Source organism: Aeromonas sp. 602396, from assembly GCF_049173735.1.
GTDB lineage: Bacteria > Pseudomonadota > Gammaproteobacteria > Enterobacterales > Aeromonadaceae > Aeromonas > Aeromonas veronii_A.
In genome coordinates, this window is the sequence record NZ_JAAKSD010000005.1 from 173,285 (window position 1) to 185,189 (window position 11,905).

The window sequence follows — 11,905 nt, forward strand, 5'->3', positions numbered from 1 at the left end:
CAAATAAGTGCCAGGGCAGTCAGACATCTCGCGAGATAGGAGATGCCCCAAACGGGGATATTGAGTGGCCGATGGGGCGCATCGGCCGAACAGGATCAGCCCTTGAGCTGATAGAGCGCCGCTACGTTGCGCGCAGTGAGTTGAATATTGGTGCTGGCGCTCTCCAGCGCCTCCGGCAGAGACATGGCGCGGTTGACCACGGCGAATACCGCGTCCAGCCCGTGATCATGTACCACACCGCAATCGTCGGTCAGGCAACCGGAGATACCGATCACCGGCTTGCCGAACTGCTTGGCGCAACGTGCGACACCGATTGGCGTCTTGCCATGGATGGTCTGGCTGTCGATGCGCCCTTCGCCGGTGATAACCAGATCCGCATCGGCCACTTCCTCGGCCAGTTTCAGCGCTTCGATGACGATCTGGATGCCGGGCTTGAGCTCGGCACCAAGCAGGCCGACCAGCGCGGCACCCATGCCACCGGCAGCCCCCGCCCCCGGAATATCCTTCACCCGGCAGCCAAGGGCCTGCTCGATGCAGTCAGCATAACGGGAAAGGTTGGCATCGAGCTGCGCCACCATCTCGGGGGTCGCTCCCTTCTGCGGGCCAAACACCGCAGAGGCGCCTTTCGGGCCGCAGAGCGGGTTGTTCACATCGCACGCTACCTCGATAACCAGCTCACCCAGACGCGGATCCAGATCGCCAAGATCGATGGTCGCGAGTTCGGCAAGACCGGCGCCACCCAGCTCGATGGCAGAGCCATCCGCTTTGAGCAGCTTGCCGCCGAGCGCCTGGATCATGCCGGCACCGCCGTCATTGGTGGCGCTGCCGCCGATACCGAGAATAAGGTGCTTCACCCCCATCTCCAGCGCGGCCAGGATCAGCTCGCCGGTGCCGAAGCTGGAGGTGAGCAGCGGATTGCGCTGCTCGGGCGCCACCAGATGGATGCCGGAGGCGGCAGCCATCTCGATGACGGCGCGCTCGCCATCTCCCAGCAGGCCGACGAAGCCCTGCACCTTGTTGCCAAGGGGCGCGGTCACTTCGACCGGCAGGATCCGGCCACCGGTGGCATCGACCAGCGATTGCACCGTGCCCTCGCCGCCATCGGCCATCGGCAATTTGACGTAGGTGGCGTTCGGCAGCACCTGCTTGAAACCGGCCTCGATGGCATCAGCCACCGCCATGGCGCTCAGACTCTCCTTGAATGAATCGGGGGCAATAACAATTTTCATATCAATTCCTTAGGCGAGACCAAACACGCCAAACATCAGGGTGGAGACAGTGGCAATGGTCAGACCGACTGCAGTTTCGTAGGGGATAAGCTTGAGTCGCTCGCCCACGCCCATGTGGACGCTGCCACCGGTGGCATGGAAGAAGGAGCCGTGGGGCATGTGGTCAAACACGGTGGCACCAGCATGGATCATCGCCGCCCCGGCCAGACTGCTGATCCCCAGTTCAATCAGGGTGGAGCTGAAGACGTTGGAGGCCACCACGGTACCTGCGGTAGTCGAGGCAGTCGCCAGCGACATCAGGGCACCGGAGATAGGCGCCAGCAGGTAAGAAGGCAGACCGGAGGCGGTCAGGCCGCTGATCAGCACATCTTTCAGGCCGGAGTTGGCGATAATGCCCGCCAGGGTTCCGGTGCCCAGCAGCATGATGGCGACCGGCGCCATGCGGGCGAGGCCGGAGACCGCAAACTGGTTCACCTTGCGGAATTTACCCATCATCAGGGCGCCGACCAGACCACCGAGGGGCAGTGCAATCAGCGGATCCACCACGATACCGGCAACCGGGCGCAGAGCCAGCAGCAGGATGGCGACCAGCGGTGCACTAATGGCGGCGGCAAAGCCCGGCAACTTGGCACCGGCAAAGCTCACCACCTCATCAGCGGCAACCTTGCTGCCCTTGTTGTTCAGCCGCTTGGCCAACCAGTAGGCCATCACCAGACCGAACAGACCCGGGATGATACCCGCCGCCATCACAGAGGTGAGGGGAAGATGGAAGGCATCAGCCGCGGCAATGGCGTTGGGGTTGGGGGACATGACGTTGCCCGCCTTGCCGCCGCCGATCATCGCCAGCAGGATGGCCGCCTTGGAGAGATCGGCACGGCGGGCGATAGCCAGCGCGATGGGGGCAACCGTGATAACGGCCACATCCACGAATACGCCGACCGCAGTCAGGATCAAGGTTGCCAACGCCAGTGCCAGCAGGGCGCGGGTTTCACCCAGCTTCTTGACGATAGTCTCGGCGATAGTGGTGGCCGCACCCGATTCGATCAACACGCCGGCCAGTACACCGGCCGCCAGGATCCGCATCACCGCAGTGGTGATCCCCTGGGCACCGCCGATCATCAGGGCGACGGTCTGGGTCAGATCGGCACCGCCAATCAGACCACCGGCCAGGGCACCCACGATCATGCCGTAAGCGGGCGGCACCTTCTTCAAAATGAGGATGATGGCGATGGAGAGCGCCGCGATGGCGCCAAGGGCAGTAACCGGGATCATGACGGACACCTTCAATGGGAGTGAATGGCCGCCATTATGGAGATCTGCAATCAGAATGCTTTGGCTGAATAGCCAAAAAATGTGTCATGTAAAAGTAGTTTTTTGTCTAATTTTACAATCACAAGTCGAGATTAAGGCCGAGATAGAGCAAAAATTTGTCGTCTAACTTGTTGAAATTCAACCCGGTTATCTGCTCTATCCTCCCCAGCCGATAGCGCAGGGTATTGGGGTGAATGAACAGGGCTTCGGCACAGCGATGCAGATCACAATCCTGCAAGAAATAGTGGCGCAGGGTCTTCTGCAGCGCCCCTTTACCATCTTCCCGGGCCAGTTTCTGCAGCGGTGTGCGCAGCTGATCCGCTTGCCAGGAGTCCGCCAGACTCCCCAGCAGCACCGGCAAACGGTAGTCCTCAAAGAAGTAGACCTGTTTGCGCGGCGCCTGCCGCATGCCACGGCGCAGGGTATCCCGCGCCGTCTGGTAAGAGCGCGCCAGCCCGTCGATCCCGGCGAAGTAATCGCCCACCGCGATATGCACCTTGAAGTGGGGAATGCGGGCCAGCAACTGCTTGATCCGGCTGCGCTCCTGCGCCGATTGCCAGACGCCCTCACTCAACTGCGCCGGTTTGAGCACCACTATCTCGTCGAGCCCGTTGATGGCGACCAGATTGTCCCGCTCCGGATTTTCCAGCTGATGGACCAGCTCTCGCAGACGAGCCGGATCCGCCTCCTCCAGCGCCAGCACGGCCACCACCCGAGGCTGGGCCAACTCCAGTCCGAGAAAACGGGCCGCCTGCTGCAATTGATCGACTCGCCCCTCACCACGAATGAGCTGCAACACCAGCTCCTCCTTGTGGCGCTTGTCCCACTGCAGCTGCTCGGTGAGCGCCGCCTGCTCCAGGATCAGCTCGGCGGTCATTCGCACCAGCTCAGCGTAAGCACGCACTTCCTCCGGATCGCCGGAGATGCCGATCACCCCGATCAGCTCCCCCTGATAGGAGATGGGCAAATTGATGCCTGGTCGCACCCCTTTGAGCTGCAAGGCTGTCGCTTCGCTGATCTCCACCACCCGGTTTTCTGTCAATGCCAGCACGGCCCCTTCGTGACGCTGATGGATCCGCTCCGGATTGCCGGACGCAATGATGAGACCGTGTTCGTCCATCACGTTGACCGAAAAGGAGAGAATCTTCATCGCCCGCGCGACGATCTGGCGGGCAAGGTTATCGTTTAGCTGCATAACATCTCCGGACAAGGGGCTGATCTGGCTACGTCACCACGAGGCGATTCAGGGCACATGGGCGCAAAGATGCCACATCATCAAGACAAGCGAGAGGGGGATCGCTAGAATAGGCCACTTTACCCGATGTGTGCCCCGCCATGGAGCAGGAATTGCGTGCTTGCACCCGCCTGCCCGTGCTGGCCCATCCCTCCGATCTGGACTGTGCTATGGATTATGAATTTCGCCGCGACCCGTTTGGTGGCTATCGCGCCCGGTTCTCCATGGGCCATGAAGCCATCGGTCAGTGGCTGATCGACGAGGTTGGCAAGGATGAGGAGAAGCTCGACGAGCTCTTCTCCATCATTGATCAGCTCTCCAACCGCACCCGAGTCGAATACCGGCTCAACGGCGGTGACTACTCCCTGCTGCTGACCCATGAAGAGGCGGAGGTGAAAGCCAACGCCCTCAATATCGAGCTGGGTGAGGATCTTGACGATCTCGCCTACTACGATGATGAACAGCTGGCCATGTGCGGGCTGGAAGATTTTGCCCAGGTGCTCGGCTCCTGGCGCGCCTTTATCCGTAACGAGGATATGGGCTGATTGACCCAATGTCGGATTACTATGTCGGGCAAACGTGCCCTTTTGCCTAACTCAACAGGATTGACTATGTCTATTTACGATTTTGATGACGAACTGCCGGAAGACGAAGAACAGGAATCCACCAAGAAAGCGGCTGCACCTGCCAAGAAGAAAGGCAAGCAGGTGATGAACACTCAGGTCAACCTGAGCCCGCGCGATGCCAGCCGTCTGAACGGCATGCACGTTGAAGCGATCGCCACGCTGGACGACGTCAGCCTGCCGAAGAACGTCATCTTCAAGGCTGGCCTGATCGCCCTGGGCGAACTGGAAGCCGGCAAGCGCGCCGATATCATCGCACGCGTGATCGCAGAATCAGGCCGCTAATCGCCCCTGAAGGCATAAAGAAAGCCGGAGCCACTGCTCCGGCTTTTTAATTGGTGCCAATCTGCTCTGACTCAGGGTTGCTCACAGCGCAGCAGACGTGGCTGTCCCCAGGGAACCAGTTGGTCGTAATGGCCACTGGCACGTGCCGCAGCCAAGGCTTCGTTGAAGCGTTCTATCAGTTCGCGTCCATTTTGCATCTTGCGCGACACCAGCAAATAGAAGGTATCCCGCTGGCGAAAATAGGGGAGCGGTTGCAGATAGTTCGGGTCGCCGAACACCTGCATGCTGGCGTCCGCCGTCACCGCATCATTCATCGGCATCAGATCAACCCGTTTCCGCTCAAGCAGTTGCAGACATTGCACCAAACTCTTGGGGCGAGTGAGCCGCAATGAAAAACGGGCAATCACCTCATCTGCGTGACTGGTGCTCCAGCTGGCGGGAATACAGACTCTCAACCCCTGCCACTTGCCATCGAGTACCGCATCACTGCCACGATAGGTGAACCAGGAGAGGTGATCGATATGAATGGGGGCGCTGTAATAGAACAGCTTGGCTCGCTCACGCGTCCAGGCATAAGGGAAGGTGGCGGATGCCAGGCCGTTGCGAACCAGCTCGTAGCCCCGGTTCCATGGCAGGTAATCCACCTTCAGCTCGTCATAGCCAGCCTCGCGCAGCAGGGTCGTCACCAGCCGGGTGCTCTGCCCACCATCAGGCAGCCCGGCCCCGGAATAGGGCGAAAAATCTCCGGTTACCAGCGACAGGGGGGCGCATGACAACCATCCACACCAACAACAGAACAACCAGCCATAGTGCTTCATCGCCATCCCTCTCTTTACTCTCCAGTTCAGTATAGGAGGCTGACCCAAATAACCCGGTCTGGTTGCCTTTGCGCCAACGCCCCTGCTAAGGTGCAGCGCTTTTATTACAGAGGAGTTCCGATGTTACCCCTACCTGACATACTGATCTGGGCAGCACTGGCACTGGCCACCCTGCTCTGTATGGCACGCCAACGCCTGCCAGGTTTCCTGCTGCTTGCTGTGGCTCTGCTGCTGGCGCTCTGGCTGGATCGCATCACCACGACCGCACTGCTGGTGACGCTGGCAGCCCTGCTGCTGGCCTGGCGTCTGCCCACCTTCTCCGGCCATAGCCGCCCCCTCGCATGGTCAGCCCTGCTGGCATGGGCGGTGGCACTGACCCTGCACCTGATCCCCGGTTTCAGCAATCTCAAGGTGCTGGATCAGGTACTGGCAGGCCCCGCCAGTGTGCCATTCAACATGTATCTGAACCTCGACAAGCCACTGCTCTTCTTTGGGCTGCTGCTGGCCTGTCCGACGCTGCTTGGTAAGGGAGGCGCTATCCGCTGGCGTCCGCTGGCTCTGTTACTGCTGCCGCTGGGTGCCCTGCTGGTCATCGCCTGGCAGTTGGGGGCACTGAAACCGGAAGTGGGTCTGCCCCACTGGTGGTGGCTGTTTGCACTCAACAACCTGCTGTTCACCTGCGTGGCGGAAGAGGCGCTGTTTCGAGGCGCTATTCAGCAGGGGCTGACCGAGCGTTACCGCCCCTGGATTGGCATCATCGTGGCCGCGCTACTGTTCGGAGCCATCCACCTGCCCGGTGGCCCACTGCTGGCGCTGTTTGCGACCCTGGCAGGCTGCTGCTACGGCTTGGTATTCCAGCTCAGCGGGCGACTCTCCGTGGCCATCCTGATCCACTTCGCCTTCAACTTCGCCCATCTGGTGCTCTTCACCTACCCGCTGGCCAGAGCCTGACGGTCAACTGCGCGGCGTCTTGCCCTTGAACTGCTTGACGCTGCGTTTGGCCTGAGTACGGCGATTGGCCTGCTTGTCACGAGGGGGGCGTTTGCCCTCCCCGCTGGCAGGCTGGTCGGTGACCGGGAATCCCGCCAGATCTCCCAGCGGCAGCTCGCGGCCGGTCAGGGTGCGGATGGCTTGCAGCATGTCACTCTCGCCATGACAAACCAGCGAGATGGCCAACCCCTCGCGGCCAGCCCTGGCGGTACGCCCGATGCGGTGAACGTAGACAGGGGCACTGGCGGGCAAGTCCAGATTGATCACCAGCGGCAGCGCCTCCACATGGATGCCGCGCGCCATCAGGTCGGTGGCCACCAGCACCCGCACCCGACCCTCCTTGAAATCATTGAGCGCCTGCTCGCGCACCGCCTGCTCCTTCTCGCCATGGAGAGCAGCCACCGCAATGCCCGCCTTGGCCAGCTTTCTGGCGACCCCGTCGGCATCATCCCGCGCACTGATAAAGACCAGCACCTGCGGCCACGCCTGCTCCTTGAGCAGGCTGATGAGCGCCGGCACCTTGCTGCTCTTGTTGACCAGATAGAGTCGCTCTTCGATCTCGTTCACCACGCTGTTGAGGGGTGTGGCCTCGATACGGGTTGGCTCACGCAGCAGGCCGTTGGCCAGCGCCTCCAGCTCGGCAGGCAAGGTGGCGGAGAAGAACAGGGTCTGGCGATCCGCCGGAATAAAGCCGAGCAGCGCCTTGATGTCGGGAGCAAAGCCCATCTCCAGCAGGCGATCCGCCTCATCCAGCACCAGCAGCTGCAGACCATCCAGCCCCAGCAACTGTTGGGTCAGCAGATCCCGCAACCGCCCGGGTGTAGCCACCAGCAGCTGTGGCCCCTGCGCCAGTTCGGCCTGTTGCCGCTCCTGCGCAACGCCCCCACACAACGTCACGATGCACAATCCCAGCGCCTCGGCCCCCTCTTTAAGCGCGGCAGATACCTGAATCGCCAGCTCGCGGGTTGGCACCAGCACCAGACCCTGCACCTGGCTGGAGGCAGGATCCAGCCGTTGCAGCAGCGGCAAACCAAACGCCAGCGTCTTGCCGCTGCCGGTCTGGGCCAGTGCCAGCAGATCCTGCCCCGCCAACGCCGCCGGAATCGCCAGCTGCTGGATGCGGGTCGGCGTCTGCAAGGTGGCGGGCAAAGAGGCCAGCAGAGCGGGATGGAGGGCAAGTTCGCGAAAGGTCATGGCGCTACGTTAACAAAGAGAAGTGGGAGGCGAAGTCTAGTGAGCGGGGGCCGAGAAGTAAAACCCTATCAATGATGGCCAGGCCAAGGGGGGGATTGCAACGGGCTGACTACACTTGAGCTGACCCATCACAGAGAAAACTGTCATGACCAGACACATCCCCATCCTGCTGCTGACCAGTGCGCTGCTTGGCAGCATCTCGCTCGGCCTGTCCGGCAGCACGGCGAGCGACAGTGCGGCCGAACAGGCCAAACCGGTGCGTACTCTTAACGCGCATCTCGGTGAGCTGCCGGGACTGATCAATGCCGACAAGACAGGACCTTTCGTTGATTTAGTGCGCGCCATCGACGATCTTCATCCCGATGTGACCATCAGGATCACCATCTATCCCATCGCCCGGGCCATGGCCGGAGTGATCGCTGGCAAGGCAGATCTCGGTCTGCCCGCCATCCGCAATCTCAGGGAGGTCGATATGCTCCCCTACCGTTTCAGTACCCGCAGCTTTGGCAAGGTGGCCCATGTGATTTACAGCAATACTGCCCATCCGGTCACCACAGATATGGCCTATGGCATAGTGCCCACCAAACGGGATCTGCTGATTGAAGCCGTTCCCGACTATATGCCCTTCTCGGTACAGCGCTCGATGAGTATCGAGCAGTCACTGCGCAAACTGTCTCGGGGTCGCATAGACGCCTTTGTCTGGGCACAAGAAGAGGCGGACCTGATGCTGAAAAATCTGAAGCTGACCAATATTCGCCGTGAATTCTTTGGTGATTTCGAGGATGTCTTCATCATCCAGAAAGGGGGGAGCGGGGATGAAATAGACGAATTTTTAAGTCGTTCCATTGAGCAACTCGCCGCCACCGGCAAACTGGCCGAGATCTACGAGAAGATCCACCGCCCCTATGTGGAGTGGCAACCCTCCCCACCCGCCAAGGCTGAACCGGCGACCACCCCGCCCGCAACACCCTGAACAGACAATTCCCGCATAAAAAATCCCGCCGAAGCGGGATTTTTTATGGCTTGCAGCCTTACAGCACGGCCAGCGCAGCGGCGTAGTTCGGCTCGTCGGCCACTTCTGCGACCAGCTCACTGTGCAGCACCTTGTTGTCACCATCCAGTACCACGATGGCGCGAGCGGTCAGACCTACCAGCGGGCCGGAAGAGAAGGCAACGCCGTAATCTTCCATAAAGGCCGCACCGCGCAGGGTGGAGAGGGTCACTACCTTGTCCAGACCTTCGGCGCCGCAGAAGCGGGACTGGGCGAACGGCAGATCGGCGGAGATGCACAGCACGACAGTGTTATCCAGCGCGCTGGCCTGCTCGTTGAACTTGCGCACAGAGGTCGCGCAGGTGGGAGTATCGACGCTCGGGAAAATATTCAGGATTTTGCGCTGACCGGCAAAGCTTGCCAGGGTCACGTCGGAAAGATCCTTGGCCACCAGGGAGAAGGGCTTGGCTTGCTCACCGGCGACCGGGAAGTGACCAGCGACGGAAACCGGGTTGCCTTGTAGAGTGACTGAGTTGCTCATGTGTTATGTCCTTTATTGGTGTAGTAAAAATCCGAGTGATCAGTATAGGGGCGGCGGGACCAGACAAACACCCGCGAAGACAAGGGATATAAAGGGGTTGACCTTGGACTTAACACCAAGGTTTAGACTCCTCCTCGGTAATCAGGGATCTCGCAGGGGCGGGATCCATCAAGAGGGACTCATCATGAGCAAATCCTGCTGCAATCATCAGCACGCCGCCCCCATCAAAGCCGTCAGCAAGGCGGCCCCCGGCCAGAGTGAGCATCACCACGATAGCAACTGCTGCGACAACACCACGCCCGTCAGTTGCTGTTCAACCCCGAAGCCTCATGAGCACGCATCCCGTGACGGCAATGAATCACCCGGGGATGAAGAGCCTCCCCGAGGAAGTTGCCACGATAAAGCGTGCTGCAGTGCACCCTTATCGCCGGCTCACGATCATGAACATGATCACGAGCACGATATGCCACCTGCCGACCCGCTGATTGCGCCTGTGCAAGGCAACAGTCGCCACAGCTGGCAGGTGTTGGGGATGGATTGCCCCAGCTGCGCCCGCAAGATCGAGACCGCCGTCAGCCGGGTGAGCGGCGTGCAGCAGGCACGCGTGTTGTTTGCCACCGAGAAGCTGGTGGTGGATCTGGCCCCAGGCCTCTCCCCCGATCCCGTCACCGCCGCTGTGCTGGCCGCCGGTTTCCAGCTCAAGGGGGAAAGTGCTGACAAGCAGGCAGCTGGCCGTAAGCAAGCTTCACAACAGCCCCTGCAAGGCAATCTATTCGGTAACTTTTTGGGCAAATATTGGCAGCCCCTGTCACTGGCCAGTCTGATGCTGGTCGCCGCCCTGCTGCCGAAAGAGTTCGGTCAGCCGCTCTTTACCCTGGCGACCCTCTGGGGGCTGTGGCCCATCTCCCGCAAGGCGTGGGCGCTGACCAAAAGCGGCTCCCCCTTCGCCATCGAGACCCTGATGACGGTCGCCGCCCTGGGCGCCCTGTTTCTCGGCGAAACCGCCGAAGCGGCCATGGTGCTGCTGCTGTTCATGTTGGGCGAGCATCTGGAGGCCTACGCCGCCGGACGCGCCCGGGCCGGAGTGACCGCCCTGATGGCGCTGGTGCCCGACAAGGCGCTGCGCATCCGTACCACTGCCGAGGGCGAGGTGCGGGAAGAGGTCGCCGCCGATGAGCTGCGTCCCGGCGATATCATCGAAATCGCCCCGGGTGCCCGTCTACCTGCCGACGCCCGCCTGCTCGATGAACTCGGTGCGTTTGACGAGAGCGCCCTGACCGGTGAGTCTATTCCGGTGGAACGCCGTCAGGGTGACAAGGTGCCGGCCGGCAGTCTGGCGGCCGATCGGGTACTGCGCCTTGAAGTCGTCTCCGAGCCCGGCAACAACGCCATCGACCGCATTCTGCACCTCATCGAGGAGGCCGAAAGCCAGCGCGCGCCCATCGAGCGCTTTATCGACCGCTTCAGCCGCTGGTACACCCCGGCCATGATGCTGGTCGCCCTGCTGGTGGTGCTGATGCCGCCCCTTGCCTTCGGCCAGAGCTGGGACGAGTGGATCTATCGCGGGCTGGCGCTGCTGCTCATTGGCTGCCCCTGCGCGCTGGTCATCTCCACCCCGGCAGCGGTCACCTCGGCGCTGGCCGCCGCAACCCGTCAGGGGGCGCTGATCAAGGGGGGGGCCGCACTGGAGCGACTGGCCCATATCGACACCGTCGCCTTTGACAAGACTGGCACCCTGACCCTGGGCAAGCCGCAACTGACCGAGCTGGTGAGCCTCAATGGCCAACCGGAGACCGAGTTGCTGGCACTGGCGGCTGCCATCGAGCAGGGCTCCCACCACCCGCTGGCCCGCGCAGTGGTCGCCAACGCGACCGAACAGGGGCTGACGCTGGCGGAGGCTCGCGACCTGCGCGCACTGCCGGGCATGGGGGTTGAGGGACGCATCAACGGTCAACTGTGGCAACTGCTGGCACCGAGCCGAGTGGCGACCCTGAATGTGGAACAGCAAACCCGGATTGCTTCGCTGGAGCGGCAGGGCAAGACCGTCGTGGTGCTCTGCCAGAGCAGCGGCGACCAAGCGCTGCCGGTCGCCCTGCTGGCGCTGCGGGATCAGATCCGGCCGGAGGCGGCAGCCGCGCTGCAAGAGCTCAACCGACTCGGGCTCAACAGCATCATGTTAACCGGGGATAACCCCCGTGCCGCCGAGGCGATCGCCACCGAGCTGGGCATGGGCTGGCGCGCCGGTCTGCTGCCGGAGGGCAAGGTCAATGAAATTGCCAAGCTCGCCAGCTCGCAGAAAGTCGCGATGATCGGCGATGGCATCAACGATGCCCCCGCCATGAAGCGGGCCAGTATCGGCATAGCCATGGGGGGCGGCACCGATGTGGCGCTGGAGACGGCAGATGCGGCGCTGACCCACAACCAGCTCGGCGGTATTGCCGCGATGATCCGGCTGTCGCGGGCGGCACTGGCCAATATTCACCAGAATATCGCGCTGGCGCTGGGGCTGAAGGCCATCTTCCTGGTCACCAGCCTGCTCGGCATCACCGGTCTGTGGATTGCGGTGCTGGCCGATACCGGCGCCACAGCGCTGGTGACCGCCAACGCCTTGCGGCTGCTGCGCAAGCGTTAAGCCAGCCGATAGCATCCCAGCCAAAAGCCGTCCCCCAACCGGGACGGCTTTTCTTTT

11 protein-coding genes are annotated in these 11,905 nt (G+C 61.8%); 5 read left to right on the plus strand and 6 right to left on the minus strand.

Annotated features, from left to right (window positions below; all coding sequences use genetic code 11):
- Nucleotides 1-95: 95 nt before the first annotated feature.
- From G5229_RS08950 to G5229_RS08960, 3 genes are all read right to left on the minus strand, one after another.
- Nucleotides 96-1,229 (minus strand): glycerate kinase, encoded by a 1,134-nt coding sequence (locus G5229_RS08950; protein ID WP_421208973.1) that lies wholly within the window; start codon nucleotides 1,227-1,229, stop codon nucleotides 96-98.
- Between the two features lie 9 nt (nucleotides 1,230-1,238).
- Nucleotides 1,239-2,501: a GntP family permease gene (locus tag G5229_RS08955; protein WP_108613298.1), complete on the minus strand. Its 1,263-nt coding sequence runs from the start codon at nucleotides 2,499-2,501 to the stop codon at nucleotides 1,239-1,241.
- A gap of 118 nt (nucleotides 2,502-2,619) precedes the next feature.
- Nucleotides 2,620-3,735 (minus strand): sugar diacid recognition domain-containing protein, encoded by a 1,116-nt coding sequence (locus G5229_RS08960; RefSeq protein ID WP_139442973.1) that lies wholly within the window; start codon nucleotides 3,733-3,735, stop codon nucleotides 2,620-2,622.
- Nucleotides 3,736-3,944: 209 nt separating this feature from the next.
- Between G5229_RS08960 and G5229_RS08965 the strand changes: the two genes are divergently transcribed.
- Nucleotides 3,945-4,319 (plus strand): YacL family protein, encoded by a 375-nt coding sequence (locus tag G5229_RS08965; RefSeq protein ID WP_031227767.1) that lies wholly within the window; start codon nucleotides 3,945-3,947, stop codon nucleotides 4,317-4,319.
- A 66-nt stretch (nucleotides 4,320-4,385) separates the two neighbouring features.
- A complete protein-coding gene (locus G5229_RS08970; RefSeq protein ID WP_005348860.1) occupies nucleotides 4,386-4,682 on the plus strand; it encodes a hypothetical protein in 297 nt (98 codons plus the stop codon).
- Between the two features lie 71 nt (nucleotides 4,683-4,753).
- Here the strand turns inward: G5229_RS08970 and G5229_RS08975 are convergent, their stop codons facing one another.
- Nucleotides 4,754-5,458 (minus strand): substrate-binding periplasmic protein, encoded by a 705-nt coding sequence (locus G5229_RS08975; RefSeq protein WP_254204244.1) that lies wholly within the window; start codon nucleotides 5,456-5,458, stop codon nucleotides 4,754-4,756.
- A 162-nt stretch (nucleotides 5,459-5,620) separates the two neighbouring features.
- Here G5229_RS08975 and G5229_RS08980 point away from each other — a divergent pair, with 162 nt between their 5' ends.
- Nucleotides 5,621-6,451, plus strand: a complete 831-nt coding sequence (locus tag G5229_RS08980; RefSeq protein ID WP_227341890.1) for a CPBP family intramembrane glutamic endopeptidase — start codon at nucleotides 5,621-5,623, stop codon at nucleotides 6,449-6,451.
- A 3-nt stretch (nucleotides 6,452-6,454) separates the two neighbouring features.
- Here the strand turns inward: G5229_RS08980 and G5229_RS08985 are convergent, their stop codons facing one another.
- Entirely contained in the window at nucleotides 6,455-7,684 is a 1,230-nt protein-coding gene (locus G5229_RS08985; protein WP_216952834.1) for a DEAD/DEAH box helicase, read from the minus strand.
- Between the two features lie 145 nt (nucleotides 7,685-7,829).
- Here G5229_RS08985 and G5229_RS08990 point away from each other — a divergent pair, with 145 nt between their 5' ends.
- The gene (locus G5229_RS08990) at nucleotides 7,830-8,657 is read left to right on the plus strand and encodes a transporter substrate-binding domain-containing protein (RefSeq protein ID WP_100646827.1); all 828 of its coding nucleotides are present in this window, start codon (nucleotides 7,830-7,832) and stop codon (nucleotides 8,655-8,657) included.
- 58 nt (nucleotides 8,658-8,715) lie between these two features.
- Here G5229_RS08990 and tpx read toward each other — a convergent pair whose 3' ends face one another.
- Nucleotides 8,716-9,216 carry a thiol peroxidase gene (tpx, locus tag G5229_RS08995; protein ID WP_021230929.1) on the minus strand — a complete coding sequence of 167 codons (501 nt, stop codon included), beginning with the start codon at nucleotides 9,214-9,216 and terminating at the stop codon, nucleotides 8,716-8,718.
- Nucleotides 9,217-9,400: 184 nt separating this feature from the next.
- Between tpx and G5229_RS09000 the strand changes: the two genes are divergently transcribed.
- The gene (locus G5229_RS09000; RefSeq protein WP_421208974.1) at nucleotides 9,401-11,848 is read left to right on the plus strand and encodes a zinc/cadmium/mercury/lead-transporting ATPase; all 2,448 of its coding nucleotides are present in this window, start codon (nucleotides 9,401-9,403) and stop codon (nucleotides 11,846-11,848) included.
- Nucleotides 11,849-11,905: the final 57 nt, after the last annotated feature.